The sequence below is a fragment of the Streptomyces sp. NPDC046465 genome (genome assembly GCF_040646035.1).
In the GTDB taxonomy this organism is placed as follows: Bacteria; Actinomycetota; Actinomycetes; order Streptomycetales; family Streptomycetaceae; genus Streptomyces.
The window spans coordinates 87,850-108,915 of sequence record NZ_JBEYZK010000003.1; the positions used below are offsets into that span (position 1 = coordinate 87,850).

17 protein-coding genes and 1 pseudogene are annotated in these 21,066 nt (G+C 72.6%); 12 read left to right on the forward strand and 6 right to left on the reverse strand.

Annotated features, from left to right (window positions below; genetic code table 11):
* The first annotated feature begins 1 nt into the window (after nt 1).
* The 7 genes from ABZ953_RS05745 to ABZ953_RS05775 are packed head-to-tail and all read left to right on the forward strand — an operon-like array spanning nt 2 to nt 7,701.
* Complete coding sequence (locus ABZ953_RS05745) at nt 2–1,027, forward strand: SDR family oxidoreductase (protein WP_361717263.1); 1,026 nt, start codon at nt 2–4, stop codon at nt 1,025–1,027.
* Nucleotides 1,015–2,298 (forward strand): DUF4910 domain-containing protein, encoded by a 1,284-nt coding sequence (locus ABZ953_RS05750; protein WP_361717266.1) that lies wholly within the window; start codon nt 1,015–1,017, stop codon nt 2,296–2,298. Before ABZ953_RS05745 ends, ABZ953_RS05750 begins: the two co-directional genes overlap by 13 nt.
* Nucleotides 2,299–2,303: 5 nt before the next feature.
* Nucleotides 2,304–3,614, forward strand: a complete 1,311-nt coding sequence (locus ABZ953_RS05755) for a hypothetical protein (protein ID WP_361717269.1) — start codon at nt 2,304–2,306, stop codon at nt 3,612–3,614.
* A complete protein-coding gene (locus ABZ953_RS05760) occupies nt 3,611–4,576 on the forward strand; it encodes a glycosyltransferase family 2 protein (protein WP_361717272.1) in 966 nt (321 codons plus the stop codon). Before ABZ953_RS05755 ends, ABZ953_RS05760 begins: the two co-directional genes overlap by 4 nt.
* Nucleotides 4,573–5,820 (forward strand): polysaccharide pyruvyl transferase family protein, encoded by a 1,248-nt coding sequence (locus ABZ953_RS05765; RefSeq protein WP_361717275.1) that lies wholly within the window; start codon nt 4,573–4,575, stop codon nt 5,818–5,820. Before ABZ953_RS05760 ends, ABZ953_RS05765 begins: the two co-directional genes overlap by 4 nt.
* The gene (gene rfbC / locus ABZ953_RS05770; RefSeq protein WP_361717278.1) at nt 5,817–6,368 is read left to right on the forward strand and encodes a dTDP-4-dehydrorhamnose 3,5-epimerase; all 552 of its coding nucleotides are present in this window, start codon (nt 5,817–5,819) and stop codon (nt 6,366–6,368) included. The genes ABZ953_RS05765 and rfbC overlap by 4 nt, the downstream gene beginning before the upstream one ends.
* Nucleotides 6,369–6,375: 7 nt before the next feature.
* Entirely contained in the window at nt 6,376–7,701 is a 1,326-nt protein-coding gene (locus ABZ953_RS05775) for a glutamate-1-semialdehyde 2,1-aminomutase (protein WP_361717281.1), read from the forward strand.
* Nucleotides 7,702–7,751: 50 nt separating this feature from the next.
* On the opposite strand, the gene ABZ953_RS05780 is transcribed toward ABZ953_RS05775, so the two are convergent.
* Nucleotides 7,752–8,438, reverse strand: coding sequence for a phosphatase PAP2 family protein (locus ABZ953_RS05780; RefSeq protein WP_361717284.1), 687 nt, complete (start codon nt 8,436–8,438; stop codon nt 7,752–7,754).
* A gap of 385 nt (nt 8,439–8,823) precedes the next feature.
* On the opposite strand from ABZ953_RS05780, the gene ABZ953_RS05785 reads away from it, so the two are divergent.
* Complete coding sequence (locus ABZ953_RS05785; RefSeq protein WP_361717287.1) at nt 8,824–9,624, forward strand: hypothetical protein; 801 nt, start codon at nt 8,824–8,826, stop codon at nt 9,622–9,624.
* Between the two features lie 22 nt (nt 9,625–9,646).
* On the opposite strand, the gene ABZ953_RS05790 is transcribed toward ABZ953_RS05785, so the two are convergent.
* Complete coding sequence (locus tag ABZ953_RS05790) at nt 9,647–11,410, reverse strand: putative Ig domain-containing protein (RefSeq protein ID WP_361717290.1); 1,764 nt, start codon at nt 11,408–11,410, stop codon at nt 9,647–9,649.
* A gap of 347 nt (nt 11,411–11,757) precedes the next feature.
* On the opposite strand from ABZ953_RS05790, the pseudogene ABZ953_RS05795 reads away from it, so the two are divergent.
* Nucleotides 11,758–12,315: pseudogene (locus tag ABZ953_RS05795) on the forward strand (AAA family ATPase); the annotation flags it as partial.
* A 602-nt stretch (nt 12,316–12,917) separates the two neighbouring features.
* Nucleotides 12,918–14,705, forward strand: coding sequence for a helix-turn-helix transcriptional regulator (locus ABZ953_RS05800; protein ID WP_361717292.1), 1,788 nt, complete (start codon nt 12,918–12,920; stop codon nt 14,703–14,705).
* A gap of 11 nt (nt 14,706–14,716) precedes the next feature.
* Here ABZ953_RS05800 and ABZ953_RS05805 read toward each other — a convergent pair whose 3' ends face one another.
* Together ABZ953_RS05805 and ABZ953_RS05810 are read right to left on the reverse strand one after the other, a co-directional pair.
* Nucleotides 14,717–15,529 carry an SAM-dependent methyltransferase gene (locus ABZ953_RS05805; protein WP_361717295.1) on the reverse strand — a complete coding sequence of 271 codons (813 nt, stop codon included), beginning with the start codon at nt 15,527–15,529 and terminating at the stop codon, nt 14,717–14,719.
* A gap of 89 nt (nt 15,530–15,618) precedes the next feature.
* Nucleotides 15,619–16,209 (reverse strand): helix-turn-helix domain-containing protein, encoded by a 591-nt coding sequence (locus tag ABZ953_RS05810; RefSeq protein WP_361717297.1) that lies wholly within the window; start codon nt 16,207–16,209, stop codon nt 15,619–15,621.
* 126 nt (nt 16,210–16,335) lie between these two features.
* Between ABZ953_RS05810 and ABZ953_RS05815 the strand changes: the two genes are divergently transcribed.
* Both ABZ953_RS05815 and ABZ953_RS05820 read left to right on the forward strand, forming a co-directional pair.
* Nucleotides 16,336–17,070 (forward strand): SDR family oxidoreductase, encoded by a 735-nt coding sequence (locus ABZ953_RS05815; protein ID WP_361717300.1) that lies wholly within the window; start codon nt 16,336–16,338, stop codon nt 17,068–17,070.
* A 145-nt stretch (nt 17,071–17,215) separates the two neighbouring features.
* Nucleotides 17,216–19,075, forward strand: coding sequence for an APC family permease (locus tag ABZ953_RS05820; RefSeq protein WP_361717303.1), 1,860 nt, complete (start codon nt 17,216–17,218; stop codon nt 19,073–19,075).
* Nucleotides 19,076–19,106: 31 nt separating this feature from the next.
* Here ABZ953_RS05820 and thpR read toward each other — a convergent pair whose 3' ends face one another.
* Together thpR and ABZ953_RS05830 are read right to left on the reverse strand one after the other, a co-directional pair.
* On the reverse strand, nt 19,107–19,748 hold the full coding sequence (gene thpR, locus ABZ953_RS05825) for an RNA 2',3'-cyclic phosphodiesterase (RefSeq protein WP_361717306.1): 642 nt from the start codon (nt 19,746–19,748) through the stop codon (nt 19,107–19,109).
* A 67-nt stretch (nt 19,749–19,815) separates the two neighbouring features.
* The gene (locus tag ABZ953_RS05830; protein WP_361717309.1) at nt 19,816–21,015 is read right to left on the reverse strand and encodes a low specificity L-threonine aldolase; all 1,200 of its coding nucleotides are present in this window, start codon (nt 21,013–21,015) and stop codon (nt 19,816–19,818) included.
* Nucleotides 21,016–21,066 lie beyond the last annotated feature (51 nt).

Genomic DNA, 21,066 nt, shown 5'->3' on the forward strand with positions numbered 1-21,066 from the left:
CTTGCGCGTACTACTGACCGGACACCAGGGCTACTTGGGCACCGTGATGGCCCCGGTCCTCGCCGCCGCCGGGCACGAGGTCGTCGGTCTCGACGCGGGCCTGTTCGCCGACTGCGTCCTCGGCCCGACGCCCGCCGACCCGTCCGGACACCGGGTGGACCTGCGCGACGTCACCGCCGAACACGTCGCCGGGGTGGACGCCGTGATCCACCTGGCCGCGCTGTCCAACGACCCGCTGGGGTCCCTCGCGCCGGAGCTCACCTACGACATCAACCACCACGCGTCGGTCCGCCTCGCCCGCCTTGCCCGCGAGGCCGGGGTGCGGCGCTTCCTGTACGCGTCGACCTGCTCCGTCTACGGCGCCGCGGGCGGCGGCGACCTGGTGGGCGAGGACGCCCCGCTGCGCCCTGTGACGCCGTACGCGGAGTCCAAGGTGCGGGTGGAGGACGACCTGCACGCGCTGGCCGACGGCGACTTCAGCCCGGTGTACATGCGCAACGCCACCGCCTTCGGCTACTCGCCCCGGCTGCGCGCCGACATCGTGCTGAACAACCTGGTGGGACACGCGCTCCTGTCCGGCGAGGTGCTCGTGCTCTCCGACGGCACCCCCTGGCGACCGCTGGTGCACGCCGCCGACATCGCGCGGGCCTTCACGGCCGCGCTGACCGCGCCGCGGGAAGCGGTGCACGACAAGGCGTTCAACATCGGCAGCGAGGTCAACAACGTCACGGTCGCCGAGATCGCCGAGCAGGTCGCCGAGGCGGTGTCGGGCTCGCGGGTGGTGATCACCGGGGAGAACGGCGCCGATCCGCGGTCGTACCGGGTGGACTTCGCCCGCTTCCGCGCCGCGATACCCGGCTTCGACTGCGAGTGGACGGTGAAGCAGGGCGCCCTCGAACTCGCCGAGGCCTACCGGAAGCACGGCCTGACGCAGGAGGACTTCGAGCGGCGCTTCACCCGCCTCGCCGTGCTGCGCGCGGCCTCCGACACCGGCGCCGTCGACGACACCCTGCGGTGGCGCCGATGAGCGAGTCCGGCGAAGAAATGCACGAACTGGTGGAGCGGCTCTACCCGCTCTGCCGGAGCATCACGGGCGACGGCGTGCGCGCCACCCTGAGAATCGTCGACGAGTACGTTCCGCTGCGGGTGCACGAGGTGCCGACCGGGACGCAGGTGCTCGACTGGACGGTGCCGCAGGAGTGGAACATCCGCGACGCGTACGTCGCCGACAGCACAGGACGCCGGGTCGTCGACTTCGCCGCGTCCAGCCTGCACGTGCTCGGCTACAGCGTGCCGGTGTCGGCGACCATGCCGCTTGCCGAGCTGCGCGATCACCTCCACACCCTGCCGGACCACCCGAGCTGGGTGCCGTACCGCACCAGTTACTACAAGCCGGAGTGGGGGTTCTGCCTCGCCCAGGAGACCTTGGACGCGCTGCCGGACGGCGACTACGAAGTCCGCGTCGACTCCACCCTCGCGGACGGCCACCTCACCTACGCCGAGCACGTCGTCCCCGGGCAGGTCCCCGACGAGGTGATCGTCTCCTGCCACGTCTGCCACCCGTCGCTGGCCAACGACAACCTGGCGGGCATCGCGGTGGCGACCTACCTCGCCCGTGCCCTGGCGCGAGAAACCCCGTACTACACCTACCGGTTCATCTTCGCCCCCGGCACCATCGGGGCGATCACCTGGCTGGCCCGCAACGCGGACCGGATCGAACACGTCAAGCACGGGCTCGTTCTTGCCTGCGCGGGCGACTCGGGCCGACTCACGTACAAACAGAGCAGGCGCGGCGACGCGGAGATCGACCGGGTGCTGCGGCACGTACTGCGCAGCTCCGAACGCCCGCACCAGGTCAACGAGTTCACTCCGTACGGCTACGACGAGCGGCAGTACTGCTCGCCCGGGTTCGACCTCGGTGTGGGCTCGCTCAGCCGGACCCCGTACGCGGGCTACCCCGAGTACCACACCTCGGCGGACAACCCGGACTTCGTCTCCCCGGAGGCGATGGCGGACACGCTCGCGGTCTGCCGCGAGGCGTTCACCGTGCTCGACCGCAACCGGCGGTACGTCAACCTCAGCCCCTACGGCGAACCGCAGCTGGGCCGCCGCGGGCTGTACGACGCGCTCGGCGGCCGCAGCGACACCAAGGAGGCCCAGATGGCCATGCTCTGGGTGCTGAGCCTCTCCGACGGCGAGCACAGTCTGCTGGACGTCGCCGAGCGCGCCGGGCTGCCCTTCGACGCCGTCGCCGGCGCGGCCGACGCCCTGCACGGCGCCGGACTGATCAAGGCATGACGCCCATGACCACCGAGGGGGAGAAGCCCACGCCGTCGGCGGTCCCGGCCGGACCCGCCCGGCGGAGCGCCAGGCGGGCCATCGTCGGCCGACTGTCCTGGGGCCTCGCCGACCAGGCGGCCTCCAGCTTGTCCAACTTCGTGGTGGGCATGTACGTGGCCCGCTCCCTCGGCCTGACCGCCTTCGGCGTGTTCAGCCTGGCGTGGGTGACCTACGGCGTGGTGCTCAGCGTCTCCCGAGGCCTGGCCACCGACCCGCTCGTGGTGCGCTTCAGCGGCGTGCCGGACACGTCCTGGCGCGGGGCGGTGGCCCGCTCGTCGGGCACCGCCGTCGGCGTCGGCGCCGCCGTCGGCGTGGCATGTCTGGTGATCGGGCTCGCCGTCGGGGGACGCGTGGGGCCCGCGTTCGTCTGCCTCGGCGTCATGCTGCCGGGACTGCTCCTGCAGGACGCCTGGCGGTACGCGTTCTTCGCCGCGGGCGCCGGGCGCAAGGCGTTCGTCAACGACCTGGTGTGGGGCGTCGCGCTCGTCCCCGCCATGGTCGTGGCGGCCCGCGTGGACACCGTGGCCGCCTTCGTGCTCGCCTGGGGCGCGTCCGCCGCCGTCGCCGGGGTGTACGGCTGCTTCCAGTCCGGCATCCGGCCCCGGATGACCGGAGCGCGCGCATGGCTGCGCGAGCACCGCGACCTCAGCTACCGCTACCTGGTCGAGAACGTCGGCGTCAGCGGCGCGAGCCAACTGCGGGCCTACGGGCTCGGCGCGATCGTCGGCGTCAGCGCGGTGGGCGTGGTCCGGGGCGCCGAGCTCCTGCTCGGCCCGTTCATGGCCGTCCTCATGGGGCTCTCGCTGGTCACCGTCGCGGAGGCGGCCCGCGTGCTGCGGCAGGCCCCGCACCGCCTCGGCGTCTTCTGCCTCCTGCTCGGCGGCGTGCAGGCCGTCGCCGCGCTGCTCTGGGGCGCGGCTCTGCTCCTGATGCCGGACCGGCTCGGCGAGCTCGCGCTCGGCGACGTCTGGCACTCCGCCTCGGAGCTCATCGTGCCGGTCACCCTCGGCGTCGCGGGCGCGGGCCTCGGCACCGGCGCGGCGGCCGGCCTGCGCGCGCTCGCCGCGGCCCGGCGCAGCCTGCGCAGCCAGCTGTTCGCCTCCGCCTGCTACGTCGCGGGCGGGCTCGGCGGGGCGACCGTGGGCAACACGGTCGGCTCGGCCTGGGGCGTCGCCTCCGCCACCGTCTGCAGCTCGGCCGTGTGGTGGCTGCAACTGCGGACCGCCCTGCGTGAGCACCACCAGAACACGATCCCTGAAGTGAGGACGCAATGACCGCCCACCCCCGGTTGAGCATCGGCTTGCCCGTGTACAACGGCGAGGAGTACCTCGCCGAGTCGCTCGACGCGCTGCTCGGCCAGACCTACGAGGACTTCGAGCTGGTCATCACCGACAACGCCTCGACCGACGGGACCCAGGACCTCTGCCGCACGTACGCCGCGCGGGACTCGCGCATCCGCTACATCCGGCTGCTCCGCAACATCGGCGCAGCGCCGAACCACAACTACGTGTTCACCCAGTGCCGCGGCGAGCTGTTCAAGTGGGCATCGCACGACGACCTGTACGCCCGGGACCTGCTGCGCCGCTGCGTCGAGGCGCTCGACGAGCGCCCTGACGTCGTCCTCGCACACTCCGGCCAAGCGGTCATCGACGGCGAAGGACAGGTGAAGGTCCCCTACGAGTACGGGATCGCCACCGACCTGCCCCGCGCGCCGGAGCGCTTCCGCAGCTTCCTGTTCGAGCCCGGCGGCGACGACTTCTACGGCGTCATGCGCGCCGACATGCTGCGCCGGGTGAAGCCGCACGACAGCTACCACCACGCGGACCGCACGTTCGTCGCCGAGATCGTCCTGCACGGCCCCTTCCACCAGGTGCCGGAGCTCCTCTACTTCCGCCGCGACCACCCCACCCGCGCCGAACGGGCGAACCCCAGCAAACGCTCCCGGTGCGTCAACCTGGACCCGCGCCGGGCGGGCCGACTGCACCCGACGCCCCGGCTGCTCGCCGAGTACGTCCTTGGCTTCGCGTCGGCGATCCAGCGGGCGCCGCTGTCCGCGGCCGACCGCCGCGCCTGCTACGGCCACCTGGCCGCGTGGATGACCAGCCGGGCCCGCCCCGGCACCGGCGAGCGCGTCGAGGACCGTGCCGCGGTCGACCCGGCCCTGCTCACGGTCTCCGTCGACGCCCTCGTCGCGGGTCGCGAAGGCCGCCGGGGCCGTGCAGGGGGGCAGGCGTGACGGCGGCCCGCGTCGGGGTGTTCGGCCTGCTCGGCTCCGGCAACCTCGGCAACGACGGATCACTCGAAGCCGTGCTCGGATACCTCCGCGCCGAGCACCCGGAGGCGTCCGTGGACGCGCTGTGCGGCGGACCGGAAGCCGTCGCGGCCCGGTACCGGATCCCCGCGACCCGGCTGCACTGGAACCGCGGGGAGTACCGGACCGCGTCCCGTGCGGGCGCGATCGCGGCGAAGGGCGTGGGCAAACTCGTCGACGTCGCCCGCACCGCCGCCTGGGTGCGCCGCCACGACGTGGTGATCGTCCCGGGCATGGGCGTCCTGGAGGCCACCCTGCCGCTGCGGCCGTGGGGCTTCCCGTACTCGCTGTTCCTGCTCTGCGCGTCCGGGCGGCTGCTCCGCACCCGGGTCGCGCTGGTCGGCGTCGGCGCCGCCCCGATCCGCGACCGGCCGACCCGGGCCCTGGTCCGCTGGTCGGCGCGGCTCGCCACGTACCGTTCCTACCGCGACACCCTGTCCCGCGACGCGATGCGGGAGATGGGCGTGGACACCGCGCGCGACGAGGTCTACCCGGACCTGGCGTTCGCCCTGCCGACGCCCCCCGCGAGCGGCCCCTCGGACCCGCCGGGCCCGGTCTGCGTCGGCGTCATGGACTTCCACGGCGGCAACGACGACCGCGACCGGGCCGAGGAGATCCACCGGCGCTACCTCGAAGGGACGACCCGGTTCATCCGCGCGCTCGTCGCGGACGGCAGGCCGGTCCGGCTGCTCACCGGCGACGAGTGCGACGCGTCGGTGGTCGACGCGATCCTCGACGCGGTGGACTCACCGCTGGTCACCGCATCCGACGCGGCCTCGCTCGCCGACCTGATGAAGGAGACGGCGGCCGCGGACACCGTGGTGGCGACCCGCTACCACAACCTGATCTGCGCGCTGAAGACCGGCACACCGACGCTCGCCCTCAGCTACGCGGCGAAGAGCGACGCGCTCATGGCGGAGATGGGCCTCGCCGCGTACTGCCACCCGGCACGCGAGGTCGACGCCGACCGACTGCTCGTACAGTTCCGGGAGTTGGAGCACAACTCTACGGAGTTGCGGCGGACCCTCGCCGAGCGCAACGCGGCCGCCGCCGAGCGCCTGGAGCACCAGTTCGCCGCACTCACAGCGGCCCTGTTCCCGACGGCCGCCCCCACCCGGGCCCACGCTCTCACCCCCACTCAGACCCACGCCATGCGGGAGACTCCATGAAGGCGACCGAAGTCCGGGCGATCGACGGCGCGTACCTCTTCGAGCCGACGCCGTACGCCGACGAACGCGGCTTCTTCTGCCGCACCTTCGACGCCGACGTCATCCGCTCGGTGGGCCTCGACCCGGACGCCTTCATCCAGGACAGCGTCTCCCGCTCGGTCCGGGGCGTGCTGCGCGGCCTCCACCTGCGCTCCGGCGGCGGCGAGGCCAAGCTGGTGCGGTGCTCGTACGGGAAGATCTTCGACGTCGTCGTGGACCTGCGCGAGGACTCGCCGACCTACCGCAACGTGGCGACCTTCGAGCTGTCCGGCGAGACGCAGATGACCCTCTACATCCCGGCGGGGTGCGCGCACGGCTTCCAGGCACTGACCGAGACAGCCGACACCTCGTACCGGATCGACCGTCCGCACGATCCCGCCGAGGACGTGACGATCGCCTTCGACGACCCGGAGCTCGCCATCGCGTGGCCGCTGCCGCCCGCGTCGATGTCCCAGCGGGACCGGCAGGCGCCGAGCCTCGCCGAGGTCCTGAAGCAAGCAGAAAGGTGAAGCAGGCGTGGACACCGAAGAGTTCGACCTTTCCCGGTCCCGGCAGGCGAACGAGCGCCTGCACGCCCTGATTCCCGGGGGCGCGCACACCTACGCCAAGGGCGACGACCAGTACCCCGAGGACCTGGCGCCGGTCATCAGCCACGGCCGCGGCGCCCACGTGTGGGACGTCGACGGCAACCGCTACATCGAATACGGCTCAGGGCTGCGCTCGGTCAGCCTCGGCCACGCCCACCCGCGCGTGACCGAGGCGGTGCGGCGGGAGATCGACCGAGGCAGCAACTTCGTCCGGCCGTCCATCGTGGAAGTCGAGGCCGCCGAACGCTTCCTCGCCACGGTGCCGACCGCCGAGATGGTGAAGTTCGCGAAGAACGGCTCCGACGCCACCACCGCCGCCGTGCGCCTCGCCCGCGCGGCGACCGGCCGCCCGCGGGTGGCCATCTGCGGCGACCACCCGTTCTTCTCCGTCGACGACTGGTTCATCGGCACCACGCCGATGTCCGCGGGCATCCCGACGGCGACCACCGATCTCACCGTGGCGTTCCCGTACGGAGACCTGGCCGCCACGGAGAAGGTACTGACCCGCCACCAGGGCGAGATCGCCTGCCTGATCCTCGAACCCGCCGCCCACACCGAGCCCCCGCCCGGCTACCTCACCGGCCTGCGTGAACTGGCCGACCGGCACGGCTGCGTGCTCGTCTTCGACGAGATGATCACCGGCTTCCGCTGGTCCGAGGCGGGCGCCCAGGGCCTGTACGGCGTGGTCCCCGACCTCTCCACGTTCGGCAAGGCGCTGGGCAACGGGTTCGCCGTCTCCGCCCTCGCCGGGCGCCGCGACCTGATGGAGCGGGGCGGCCTTCGCCACTCCGGCGAGCGCGTCTTCCTGCTGTCCACCACGCACGGCGCGGAGACGCACTCCCTGGCCGCCGCGATGGCCGTGCAGACCACGTACGTCGAGGAGGGCGTCACCGCGCGGCTGCACGCCCTCGGCGAGCGGCTGGCCGCAGGAGTCCGCGACGCCGCGGCCGGGATGGGCGTCGGCGACCACATCGCCGTGCGGGGCCGGGCCAGCAACCTGGTCTTCGCCACCCTCGACGAGAACGGGCAGCCGTCGCAGCCGTACCGCACCCTGTTCCTGCGCCGACTCCTGGCGGGCGGCGTCCTCGCCCCGTCGTTCGTGGTGAGCAGCGCGCTGAGCGACGCCGACATCGACCGCACGGTGGAGGTGGTGGGCCAGGCGTGTGCGGTGTACCGGAAGGCGTTGGACGCCGGTGACCCGACGCCCTGGCTGGCCGGTCGACCGGTGAAGCCGGTGTTCCGCCGCTTGGTGTGACGTGCGGTGACCTGACCCGCTGATGTGGCGTCGCGTGATGTGACGCTGCGTCAGCGGGGCTGCCGCCGACCGGCATCGGCCGTCCGCCGCGCGAGCCGGTCGGCCGTCCGGTCGACGAACCACGCGGTCGCCGGTACCAATACCAGCGCGGTGCACCAGCCGCCGAGGACATCGGTCGGATAGTGCGCGCCCAGGGCGACCTGCGCCCAGCCCATGGCGGAGCCCGCGACCAGCGCGGCGGCGAGCACGAGGAGAGTACCGGCCAGGCTGCCGAGGCCGGTCCTGCCGACCGCGAGCAGCGCCACCACGACGGCGAGCGCGGTGAGGAACGCGGTGTGCCCGCTCGGGTAGGACAGGTTGTCGTCGCCGTGAATGGTGCGTCCCACCAGGGATTTGAGCAGCGTCGCCGTCACCACGGTGATGCCGACCCCGGCAACGAGGAACACGGCTGCGCGGCGCCACCGAAGCAGCAGACAGCCCGCCACGGCGGCCAGGATCAGGATCGCCGATCCGGCGGGTTCCCCGAGGAAGTCCGTGGCCAGGGCGACGGACCGCCACGGTTGTCTCACACTGTCCGCCGTCGGGTCGATGACCCACCTGTCCGCCGTGCCGGGCTCGCTGTGACCGGCGTACAGGACGCCGAGCGCGCCGGCCCCCAGCGCGGCGAGGGCCGCGATCAGCCCGAACCACGCGCGCAGCGCCGCGGGCAGCACCGCGGTCGCCGCCCGCCCGGTCACCCGCCCACCGCGCCAGGCCGAGGCGCGGCAGCAGCGCACTTCTCGTCCGCCATGAGCAGGCGATCCAACGCGAGCCCCCCTGAGTCGCCCCGAAAGCTGTCGCCGGCCCGAACCGGCCCCCCAGGCAGCCGACTTGGCCAAGGCGTCGGGATCACTCCCGACATGTCACCCTAACCAACAACCCGGTCGCGACGCACCGCCTGCGCCGGGCAGGCATCAGCGGAGTGCGGGCGGGCCGTCAGGCCGCCCACTGGCCCAAGGCTTGTCCCCCGTGCGAAGGCGAGCGAACGATTCTGCAGTGACCGACGGCGAGAGCCGGGAAAAGATCGCGGCGCGTCCGCGAACGCCGGACGCTCCCCGCCCGTCTCCTTTGGAGGTGCCCCCCGTGGTGCTCGTCATCGTGGTCGCTGTTCTCGCCCTGCTCGCGGGGCTCGCGGCCAACCGTTTCCTCCGGCCGCGGCTGCTCAGCGATGACGACGACACAGGCATGGCCGTCAAGGATCTCGTCGGCCCACTGCTCACCCTGACCGTCCTGCTGCTTGCCTTCGTGCTGGTCACCGCCAACGGGTCCTACGGCAAGGCGGAAGTGGCCGCCCGGGGCGAGGCCCGCGCCCTGGACCAGCTGGTGGAGTCCGCCGAGTACGCCCCCGGCGCGCAGCGCGCGCGGGTCCAGTCCGGTGCCGTCTGCTACGCCCGCGCCGTCCGCGAGCAGGAGTGGCCCGCCATGGCCGACGGCAACGGTTCCCCGGGCCCCAGCGTGTGGTCCACGGATTTCCGGCGTACCTTCGCGGACCTGGAGGGCAAGCCGGTCTTCGGCATGCTGGTCGCCGCCGACAACAAGCGCTCCGACGAACGCGAGGAACGCCTCACCCAGGCGACCGCCAGCATCCCCGCCACCATCCTGTGGTTCCTGCTGGCCACCCTCGTCATCACGGTGGTGGCCCTGGGGATCTGCATGCCCCGCAGGAACAACCGCGGACAGCTGGTCACTCTCACCGTGATCACGGCGCTGCTCACCACGGCGCTGTGCATCATCCGTGACGTCGACCGGCCCTTCGGCGGCGTGATCGACGTCCGGCCCACCGCGATCACCGAAGTCGAACGCCAGGCCACCCGCGACTTCCTGGCCCATCACGCGGTGGCCGATGTGCCGTGCGACGACGCGGGTGTCCGCCGCCGCACCTGACGCGCCCGTGTCCGCTACCGGGTCAGGACCACACCGTGAAGGTCACGGTGACCGAGGCCTTCTTGCCCGACGCGTCCGTAACGGTCAGCGTCGCGTTGCGGAAGCCCCAGCTCGTCGGCGTGCCGGTGATCAGGCCCGTGGTCGGGTGCACGGTCAGTCCGGTCGGCAGGCCCGTAGCGGTGTAGGTGTACGGGGCGGTGCCGCCGGTCGCCTTGAGCGGCAGGCTCACCGGGCGTCCGACGTAGACGGTCTGGCTGCCCGGGTCGGCCAGTCGCGGGGTTCCCGTCCCCGGCGCGGTCACCTTCCAGGAGAAGCTGGTCGAGCCCTTCTTCCCGGCCGCGTCGGTCGCGCTCACCGTCACCTGGAAGGTGCCGGTCGCCGTGGGTGTGCCCGTGACCGTTCCGGTGGAGGCCGCGATGGACAGCCCGTCGGGCAGGCCGGTGGCGACCCAGGTGTAGGGGGCCGTACCGCCCTCCGCGCTGTTGCGCAGCTCCACCTCGGCGCCGGTGACACCGCTCTGCGCGGACACCGCCGCCACCGTCACCTCGCCGGGCTGCGGATTCGACGTCACCAGCTGGGCACCGAACTTGGCGAGGGCCTCGTTGACCGGCTGGAAGATGGTGAACTTCTCGCCGCTGCCGCCACTGCACGTCGCGCTGCCGCCGCCCGAGTGCAGCCCCACGGCCCGGCCCCCGGCCGCGGTGACGTAGCTGCCGCCCGAGTCGCCGCCCGCGGAGCAGGCGCTGGAGTACGACAGGCCGTCGATGACCACGTTGCCGTAGTCGACGCTCTGGTCGACCTTCGTCACCTCACCGCACTGGTAGCCGGTCGTCTGCCCCGAGTGGCAGACGGCCGTGCCCACGACCGCCTCGGCGGAGCCCGTCACGGCGACGTCTCCCTTGCCCCAGCCCGCGACCTTGGCCGCCGGTGACCAGCCCGGCTGGTCGACGTCGACGATGCCCATGTCGCCCTCGCGGGCGTTGACCGACCCGGAGCCGTTCCGGTTCGAGGTGCCGACGCGCGTGCCGTCCTTGCCGTACGCGGGCTGATTGACGTCGTTGGTGCAGTGCCCGGCGGTCAGGAATCCCGTGCCACCGCCGCTGGTCCGCCGCACCGGGAAACCGATCGAGCAGGGCGACTCGCTGCCCGGCGTCCACTTCTCACCGCCCACCACTTCGCCGCCCTGCTGGCGCGGTACGGCGTGGGATTCGACCATGCGTATGAGGGCGCCGAGGGTGGAGAGTCTGGTCCGCAGGGCCGCGGTGGCCGCCGTCGACGCGGCGGGGTCGACGACGATGTCGACCCGGCCGGTACGGGCGTCAGGCCCCCACGAACGTACGCCGGGCACACCTCGGCTCCACGCGCCGACGGTGCGCGCCGTGGCCGCCGACTCGGCGCGGCTGACACGGGTTTCCTGCGGCACGGCCCCCGCGGCCCGCACCGCCGCCGCGGCCCGGTCCGTGGTGACGGCGGCGTGCAGACGGCCGTCGGACGCGTCGAACCAGAGGGCCGTGGCCCGGTCGCCGACGGTGGCGCGGACGGCGGTCGCGGCGCGCTGCGCCCGTGTCTCGTCGGCCAGCCGCTTCTCGACGCCCGCGGGGTCAAGGCCCAAGTCGCGTGCCAGGGCGGCGCGGAGCTCCGGTGGCAAGGGCGGCCGATCCGTGCTGTTCGACGTCGGCGGAACCGGAGCGGCGGCCCGGGCCGCCGGAACGGGCATGGCGGCAAGCCCGGCGAGAGCCGCCGCGGCACCGAGGCCGGTCAGGAACCGATGGGAGCGAGTACGCATGGGGGAGGGGTCCTTTCGGGAGCGGGACACCGGCACACCGGCGGCGCAGAGGTCAGACACCGCCGGGGCCGTGACGGGCACAGCGTCCTGGCGGCGGGGCGCCGTGCGGTATCCGGGAAGGCCCTCGACATGGGCCCCGGGTCATTGCGGGTCGTCATTGCGGGTCAGGGAAATCCCTCGTCCGGTACGGGGCTCGCGCACGGGCGTTGTGGCGGACCCGGCAGGCGCTTACGGTGCGCGATGTGCGAGGACGAGTGGACGCGAGCGGCGTGAACCGCGCGGCGGAGGACGGCTGGGACGCCGTGGTCAGCGGTGCCGCCACGCTGCTGCGGCACCATGGGCGGCTGGTGGTCAGCGGCCCCTGGGGCGCGGGCAAGAGCACCCTCCTTGACGCGCTGGCCGACCGGGCGCGCACCGAGCGGAGCGCCCTGGGGGAGTGGCGCTGTCTATGGGTGCGGGCCGAGCGGGGTGACGCCGACATTTCCTACGGCGCGCTGGTCCAACTGCTCAGCGCGGCCGAGGCGGGAGGCGCGGACGGCGTCACGGAGCCTGGTGCGTACGAGCCCGCCCTGAGCCCGGAGCGCCATGACGAACGCGGTGACGAATGCCTTCACGCATGCCTTGACCCTTGCCTCGACCCTTGCCGGAAGGGCCCCGAGGAACGCCTCGGCCCGCACGCCCCCGAACCCCCGCACGCCCCCAAACCACCGCAGACTCCCGTGGCCCCACCCCTCGTACGAGCACACACCGCCCCCCGACCCGCCGTGCCAGGCAGCCTCACCGGCCACCCCGACGGCACCGTCGCCCCCGTCGACCCGCTGCACCTGCGCCTGACCCTGACCCGGTTGCTCGGCGCGGGCCCTCCCGTCCTGCTCCTGATAGACGGCGCGCAGTGGCTGGACCCACCCAGCGCGGACCTCATCGGCTACGCGCTCCGCACGCTCCCCCCGGCGAGACTGCAAGTCGTGATCGCCGAACGCACCACCGGTCACCCCGCCGCCGCGGCCACCCTGCTCGGCGGGCACCCCGTGGTCTTCCCCGTGCCCCCGGCGGACCTCACCGAGACGGCCGCGGAGTGCGCACGACACGCGCTGCCCTCGCGCTGGGCGGCGCCGATCCACCGCTACTGCGGAGGCCATCGGGCCCTGCTCGTCGCGTGGTTGCGGTCCGGGCCGCACCCCGCGCCGCACGACAGCACCGGAACCCCCGACCCGCCCGATCCGCCCCGGCAGGTGCGTGAGCTCGGCGCCGCCTGGCTCGCCTCCGTTCCCGCCGACGTTCGCGCCACGCTCCAGGTCGCCGCGCTGGCGGGCACCTGCGACGCGGACCTGCTGCGGCACAGCGGACAGCGCTGCGCCGAGGACCACTTGGGCCACGCACTCGACGCCGGGCTGCTCGTGCCCGGCGCGGGCACGGGACGCGAGCCGTCCGGGCGGCCCACCGCCCCCCACCGCTTCGCCGCCACCGCTTCGCCGCCACCGCCCTCGCCGACGCCGCCGCCGCCACGGTGGACCGGCAGCGCCGCACCGCGATCCACCGCGAACTCGCCGCCTGCGCCCACGATCCCGTCGCCCGCGCCCTGCACACGGCCCTGGCCCAGGAGGTCCCGGAGCGGGCCGTCGCCGAGGACACCGCGCACGCGGCGGCCGCGGCCCGCGCGGCAAGCCAACGGCGGCGCGCCGCCGAACTGTTGCTCCTCGCCGCACGCCTCACCCCGGCCGACCGCCCCCACCTGCGCCTCGACCGCCTCGCGGAAGCCGCCCGGGAAGCGTCGGCCGCCGGTTCGGCCACCCTGGCCCGTTCGGCGGCGGACCGGATCGTGGCGGAGCACGGCACCGCCGCACAGCGGGTACACGCCCTGCTGGCCGTCGTCGACGCGTACGGCCAGGACCCGGCGGGCACCCGGCCGTTGCTCGCCACCGCCCGCACCACCGCCGCGGACGACCCCGCGCTGCTCGCCGCCGTCGAGCTGCGTGCCGCGGTGCAGGCGAACATCGAGGGCGAGGACTTCGCCCGCGCCCTCGACCACGCGCGGGCCGCCACCGAACTGGCCGGGCGGTCCCGCACCGTACACCTGGAGGCCGCCGCACTGACGATGAGCGCACGCTTGCAGCGCGTCCTTGGCCGTCCGGACGACGCCACCAGCACCCTGGAGCGCGCCCTGGCCCTGGCCGTGCCACCGGCGCGACTCGGCATCCGCAACAGCCCGCAGTTCCTCGCCGCCCGCCACGCGGTCTTCGACGCCCGGCTGACCGAGGCGCGTGCCCTTCTGCTCCAACTGCTGCCCGCGGCACAGGAGTCGGGAGAGGCCGAGGACCTGGTCGACCTGTGGCGGAGTCTCGCCGAAGTCGACGCGGGGCGCGGCGCGTGCCGACAGGCGCTGCACTGGTCGACCCGTGCCGCCGACCTCACCGCGGCCGTCGGCCTGTCGCCCGGCCCCGCCTGGTACACCGCGGCCCTCGCGCAGGCCTGCGGCGGCAGCTTCGCCGAAGCACTGCGGTACGCCACCCACGCCGTACGCGCCTCACGCGAAGAGCACGACGCCCTCTATACGGCCCGTGGCCTCTGGATGTCGGGGGCCGCGCTGCTGCACACCGGCCGCGTCGAGGAGGCCGCTGTCGCCCTGACGGAGGTCGCGGCGCTGGAGTCGGGGTCGGGCGCGGCGGACCCGGCCGTGCTGCGCTGGCAGGGGGACGCGGTGGAGGCGTTTGCTCTGTCCGGGCGCCCGACGGAGGCGCATGACCTACTGGAACGCATGCGGGAACGGGTGGGGCCCCACCCCGCCCACACCGCCCTGCGCGCCACGCTCACCCGCGCCCGCGGGCTCTGTCGTCACCTCGACGGCGCCCACGACGAAGCCGCGGAGCTCCTCGCCGACGCCGCACGCGTCTTCGTCACGCTCGGACTGCCGGTGGAGGAGGGGCGCACCCACCTGCTGAGCGGCCGGGTGGAGCGCCGCCGCAGGCGCGCGGCCGCCGCCCGCACCGCGTGGGAGACGGCCGGCGCCCTCTTCGAGCACGCCGAGGCGCGCCCCTGGAGCGCGCTCGTGGACAACCATCTGACCCACCTGACGGGCCACGCGCCCGCGCCGGGTGCCTCGCCCCGCCCGACGGACCGGCGCCTGACCGAGCACGAGCTGCGCCTGGCCGACCTCGTGCGCGCCGGTGCGACCAACCAGGAGGCCGCACAGCAGATGTTCATCAGCGTCAAAACCGTGGAGACCGTGCTGAGCCGCGTCTACCGCAAACTCGGCATCCGCTCCCGGACACAGCTCGCCGCCGCGCTCGCCCCGTGACCGGCGCCGGGTCAGGGCTTTACGGCCACGGCGCCGAACTGGGGGAGTACGGGCGCGGATTGCGACTCCGCGCGCCACCGCGAGCACGACACGAGGCCGGGAGTGAGGAGCTCCATTCCGTCGAAGAACGCGCCGATCTCCGCACGGCTCCGGGCGGTGATCGGCGGCGTGGCGTTCTCGTTCCAGAACTTCATGGCCTCGACATTGCCCTCACCGCCGAGGTCGGTGTCGGTGGTCGGATGCGTCAGGGCGAGATAGCTGCCCGAGGGCACCGAGGCCATGATCCGGCGCACGATGTCCAGCGCCTGTTCCGTGTCGAGGACGAAGTTGAGGATGCCCAGCATCATGACCGCTACGGGCTGGTCGAGATCGAGAGTCGCCGATGCGCCCGCTATGACGCTGTCCGGCTGGTGGGCGTCGGCATCGATGTAATCGGTGGCACCCTGCGGGGTGCCGACCAGCAGACTGCGGGCGTGGACGAGCACGATCGGGTCGTTGTCGACATAGACGATCCGGGACTCGGGCGCGATCCGCTGGGCGATCTCGTGGGTGTTGTCGAGGGTCGGCAATCCGGTGCCGATGTCCAGGAATTGCCGCACTCCGCGGTCGGCGGTCAGGAACCGGACCGCGCGGCCGAGGAAGTCGCGGTCCGCGCGGGCCACGTCCCGGATCACCGGGAACATGGTGGCGACCTGGTCACCGACCTGCTGGTCGACCTCGTAGTGGTCCTTGCCGCCGATCCAGTAGTTCCATACCCGGGCGTTGTGCGCGATCCCGGTGTTCAGTCTGCCCGACACATCCGACGGATGCTGGCTCCCACTCACGTCTTCCCCTTACTCCTGCCATCGTGGCGACGATGGCCCGTGCTGCCATTGTGGTGCTCCTGGATCACGGTGTCCGCACATCCGTACCGTCACTTTTCGGGGAGCTGTGGCGGTGCGGGTCTCAACCCGTCCAAGGTCAGGTCGAGGAGGCGTTCGGCCTGGTCCCGCTGGTCGGGCTTCGCCGACGTGAGGGCGATGCCGGCGAGCGCGGCGAACATGTCGGTCGGCCGGATGTCGGTGCGCAGGACGCCTGCTTCGGTACCGGCTGCCATGAGCCTTGAGATGGCGGCCTGGATCAAGTCGCGGCTGTGGGCGTAGGGATCGCCTCCCGAGGCGACGACGGCTCGCAGGGCCTCGGCCATGCCGAGCTTGGCGGTGGCGTAGTCGATGAAGCGGCCCATCCAGTCACGCAGGGCCTCACGTGGTGGCATCGTCGCCAGGAGGCCGGGGACGGCATCGCACAGCCGCGCCACTTCGTTGCGGTAGGCCGCCTCGATCAGGACCTCCCGGTTGGGGAAGTTGCGGTAGAGCGTGCCGGTCCCCACGCCCGCCTCCCGCGCGATGCGTTCGAAGTGGGCGTCCAGCCCCTCCTCGGTGAACACACGCACCGCGGCGACCAGGATCTTGTCCCTGTTGCGCTGCGCGTCGGCCCTCAGCGGGCGTTCCGTATCCCGTGCCATGGACGGCTCGCTCCTCATCCCGGTTGCTAAGTGGAGGGGCCTCCACTTAATGTCGAGTCAACTGGCGGCGCCTCCACTTTCAGTCTAAGGGGTGCGCTGCGCTCATTCTCATTTTCGGAGGGTCCCGTGTCGGGAATCGAAGGCAAGGTCGCTGTGATCACGGGCGCGAGCAGCGGGATCGGCGAGGCGACCGCGCAGCTGCTGGCCGAGCGGGGCGCGAAAGTCGTACTGGGTGCGCGTCGGCCGGAGCGTCTGGCGGCGCTGACCGCCCGCATCGAGAAGGCCGGTGGCCAGGCCGCGTACGTACGCACGGACGTGAAGCGCCGTGCAGACCTGTCCCGTCTGGTCGAGTTGGCCCGCGACCGGTACGGCAAGGTCGACGTCCTCGTCAGCAACGCCGGCATCGGTCTGATCTCCCCGCTGGAGGACCTGCGCGTCGAGGACTGGGAGGAGATGATCGACGTCAACCTCAAGGGAGTCCTGTACGGAATCGCCGCAGCGCTTCCCGTCTTCCGCGAGCAGGGCTTCGGACACTTCGTGAACACCGTCTCCACGGCCGGGCTGCGCATCGTTCCGCAGCAGGCGGTGTACGCCGGGACCAAGAACGCGGTCCGTGCCATCTCCGAGGGCCTGCGCCAGGAGGCGGGCGGCAGCCTGCGCGTCACCGTCGTCTCGCCGGGCGCCACGCGCACGGAATTCACGGACTCGATGGCACCGGAGATGAAGGACCGGATCCTCGAAAGGATGGGCGACATCGCGATCCCGCCGGACGCCGTCGCGCGCGCCATCGCCTTCGCCGTCGAGCAGCCGCCCGGCGTCGACGTGGGCGACATCGTCGTCCGCCCCACAGCGCAGAACTAGGGCCCCTGTCGGGGGTCCCCTCCGGACCGGCGTCAAGATCGCGTGAAGAGGGGGAGGCCGGGCGCCAAGAACACGCCAGGAGGGCGGGAGCAGCGCCGATCGGGGGATCACGCTGGGCGGACCTGAGCCTGAAGGAGTTCGCCGCATGACCGCTCCGACCACCGAAAAGAGGACCGGGAAAAGGGCTGCCCTCAGCGCCCGGGAGCCCTCGGACACCGAAGCCCGGCACAAGCTGACGGCCGTCACCGGGCTTGCCGCCCTGTCCCTCGACGCGATGGCGTCGGTGGCGTACGGGCCCGAGGCGATCGTTCTGGTCCTTGCGGCGGCCGGCGGGTACGGGCTCGGATTCACGCTGCCGGTGACGCTCGCCATCGCGGGTCTGCTTGCGGTGCTCGTCGCCTCGTACCGGCAGGTGATCGCGGCCTTTCCGGACGGCGGCGGTTCGTACGCCGTCGCGAAGGCGCACCTCGGCCGACGGGCGAGCCTGGTGGCCGCGGGCTCCCTGGTCCTCGACTACGTCCTGAACGTGGCCGTGGCCGTCACCGCCGGTGTCGCCGCCCTCACCTCCGCCTTGCCCGGCCTGTACGAGGACCGGTTGTGGCTGTGCCTGGGCATTCTGGTCCTGGTCACGGCGGTGAACCTGCGGGGGATCGTCGACTCGGCCCGGGCGTTCATCGTCCCTACGGCCGTGTTCGTGGGGACGATCATGATCCTGATCGCCGTGGGCCTGTTCCGCGACGGCCCCGTCTCCACCGAAGCCTCGGCCGGACACGCCTCCGTGCTCGCCGACAACGCCACCGGCGTCGGCGCCCTGCTGCTGCTCAAGGCGTTCGCCTCCGGCTGCTCGGCGCTGACCGGCGTGGAGGCGATCGCCAACGCGGTGCCGTCCTTCCGCGCCCCGGCAGCCCGGCGGGCGATGCGGGCCGAGGTGGCGCTCGGCGCGCTGCTCGGCACGATGCTGATCGGCCTGTCGGTGCTCATCTCCCGCTTCGGGCTCCAGCCGGTGGCGGGCGTCACCGTCCTCGCCCAGCTCGCCGACGCGTCCCTCGGCCACGGCTGGCCCTTCTACGTCGTCCAGTTCGCCACCATGGCCCTCCTCGCCCTCTCCGCCAACACCTCATTCGGCGGACTTCCCGTCCTGCTGAACCTGCTGGCCCGCGACAACTACGTGCCGCACGTCTTCGGGTTGAAGGCGGACCGGCAGGTCCACCGGCACGGAGTGGTGTGGCTGGCGGTGGTGTCGGCGGCGCTCCTGGTCTTCTCCGGTGGCGACACCAACACCCTCGTGCCGCTCTTCGCGATCGGCGTCTTCATCGGCTTCACGATCGCCCAGACCGGCATGGTGCTGCGCTGGCGGGCCACCGGTCAGTGGGGCAAGGCCCTCCTGAACGGCCTCGGCGCGCTGCTGACCGGGGTGAGCGCGGTCGCCGTCACGGCCACCAAGTTCCACGACGGGGCGTGGCTGATCGTCGTGGCCCTGCCTCTCCTCGTGGCCCTGTTCGAGCTCGTCCACCGGGCGTACGGGCGGATCGGCGAGCGTCTCGGTGTCGGCCGGGTGCCCGAGCCCCCGCACCGGGAGCGCTCCCTCGTCCTGGTCCCCGTCTCCTCCCTGACCCGGCTCACCAGCGAGGCCCTCACCGCGGCCGTCTCACTCGGCGACGAGGTACGGGCGGTCACGGTCTGCCACCCGGACCCGGGGGACCGGGCGGCCACCGAGGCCCTGGAACGCGACTGGGCGCTGTGGAACCCCGGCGCCGACCTGGTACGAATCCCGGCCGATCGCCGCTCGCTGGGCCGCCCCATCACCGCGTACATACGCGGACTCACCGAGTCCGAGCCCGGCACCCGCATCACGGTCCTCATCCCGGAAGTCGAGCCCGAACACCTGTGGCAGCGGCTGCTGCAGAATCAGCGCGGCGCGGTCGTCGCCCACGCCGTACGCCGGGACACGGACGCGGTGATCTGCCGACTCCGCTTCCGGCTCACGGCCCCTCGGCCGCGCTGACAGAGACCGGCGGGGCGGCCGTCCGACCGGTTCAGGGCGCGAGGGGCCGCTCGGGCAGAGCAGTCTGTGGCGGTTTCGGATCGGCATGCCTGTGCCCGGTGACCAGCGTCCATGCGTCGACGTCCTGATAGCGCCGCAAGCCTGGGTGGCCTTCTATTGTGCTGCCGACCAGGTGGAGGCGTTCGGTCTGCCAAGGGCGTCCGGTGAAGCCGTCGAGGCAGGCGGCCGCCGCCGCCACGGACGCGTTGTCGTAGCGGCGAGCGCGGGCCAGCGTGAGGTGGGGACGCAGCGGACGCTCGGCGAAGGCGACGCCGCAGTCCCTTACCCGCGCCCGTACCGCTTCGGCCAGCTCGTGCAGTTGGTCGAGATCGCCCTCGACGCCGCTCCACAGCACTCGCTCGTCGAAGTGTCCGCCACCGAGCAGTGCCAGTTCGAGAGGCGACCGGGCAGCCGCCAGATCGGCGAGAGGTGAACGAAGCCGCTGGACGGCCCGCACCGGCAGCTCGCCCAGGAAGGCCAGAGTGATGTGCCAGTCCTCGATGCGGTTCCAGCGCAGGTCGGGACAGGCGGCGTAGGCCGGGCTCAGCGCATGCGCCAGCTCGTTCTTCGCATCGTCGGGCGGCGCGAGGGCGATGAACGCGTGCTGGGTGGCGGCCTGGGGCGGTTCGGTCACGGATGTCTTCTTATCTCATGCCTCCCGGGGGCAGGGCGCGCACCCGCCCCCGGGCTTCCGCCGTCGCCTACTTCGTCCTGCGGTCCGCTGGAGAGGCCGACGCCTTCCTCAGCGCTTCAACCGCATCTTCCAAGTCGCGGACTTTATGCCGCAGTCGCACCAGCTCCTCGCGCTCGGCCGTGGTCAGCGCGCTCGTCGGACCCTGGCCTCGTTCCGCCGCCAGCTCCTCCGCGATCGCCGTCGCGAACGCGTCCACGTCGTCCTCGGTGGTGTCGAAGGAGGTCATCCAGCGGACCTCGCCGGTCTGCTCGTCCCAGGTGTAGAAGCGGAAGCGCTTCTGGAGACGCTCGGTGACGGCCGGTGGCAGGACGGCGAAGATCTGGTTGGCCTGCACCGGGCGGGCGATCTCCAGGCCCGGCAGTTCGCGCACCGCCTCGTACAGCCGCTGGGTCATCGCGTTGGAACGGCCCGCCGAGCGCAGCCAGAGGTCGCCGCCGAGCAGCGCCTCGAACTGCACCGATATGAAACGCATCTTGGAGCCCAGCTGCATGCTCGTCTTGCGCAGATGGGCCATGCCGCGCACCGCGTCCTCGTTGAGCACGATCACCGCCTCGCCGAAGAGCAGCCCGTTCTTGGTGCCGCCGAGCGAGAGGACGTCCACGCCCGCGTCGGTGGTCATCTCGCGCAGGGACACACCGAGGGTGGCGGCGGCGTTGGCGAGCCGCGCGCCGTCCAGGTAGACGAGCATGCCGAGGTCGTGCGCGTGGTCGCAGATCGCCCGGATCTCGTCCGGCGTGTAGCAGGTGCCGAGCTCGGTGGACTGGGCGATCGAGACGACCTTGGGCCGGGCCCGGTGCTCGTCCTCGAAGCCCCATGCCTGACGGTCGATCAGCTCAGGGGTGAGCTTGCCGTCCCATGCGGGCACCGTCAGGAGCTTGATCCCGGCGACCTTCTCGGGCGCCCCGCCCTCGTCGACGTTGATGTGGGCCGACTCGGCGCAGATCACGGCGTCCCAGCGGTCGAGCATGGTCTGGAGCGCGACCACGTTCGCGCCGGTGCCGTTGAAGACCGGGTACGTCCGCGCGGTGGGGCCGAAGTGGCCGCGCACCACTTCCTGGAGGCGCTCGGTGTAGACGTCGGCGCCGTAGCTGACCTGGTGGCCGCCGTTGGCCAGGGCGATCGCCGCGAGGATCTCGGGGTGCGCACCCGCGTAGTTGTCGCTGGCGAAGCCGCGCTCGTCGGGGTCGTGCCGTCGCTGTACGGTCATGGTGCTCGCTCACTTGTTTCGGTCGTACGGGTGTGTCACATGTGATCCGGA

Coding starts and splice junctions, on each gene's coding strand:
- ABZ953_RS05755 (WP_361717269.1), top strand. CDS start 2,304: ATGACCACCGAGGGGGAGAAGCCCACGCCGTCGGCGGTCCCGGCCGGA.
- ABZ953_RS05760 (WP_361717272.1), top strand. CDS start 3,611: ATGACCGCCCACCCCCGGTTGAGCATCGGCTTGCCCGTGTACAACGGC.
- rfbC (WP_361717278.1), top strand. CDS start 5,817: ATGAAGGCGACCGAAGTCCGGGCGATCGACGGCGCGTACCTCTTCGAG.
- ABZ953_RS05790 (WP_361717290.1), bottom strand. CDS start 11,410: ATGCGTACTCGCTCCCATCGGTTCCTGACCGGCCTCGGTGCCGCGGCG.
- ABZ953_RS05810 (WP_361717297.1), bottom strand. CDS start 16,209: ATGGCACGGGATACGGAACGCCCGCTGAGGGCCGACGCGCAGCGCAAC.
- ABZ953_RS05820 (WP_361717303.1), top strand. CDS start 17,216: ATGACCGCTCCGACCACCGAAAAGAGGACCGGGAAAAGGGCTGCCCTC.
- ABZ953_RS05830 (WP_361717309.1), bottom strand. CDS start 21,015: ATGACCGTACAGCGACGGCACGACCCCGACGAGCGCGGCTTCGCCAGC.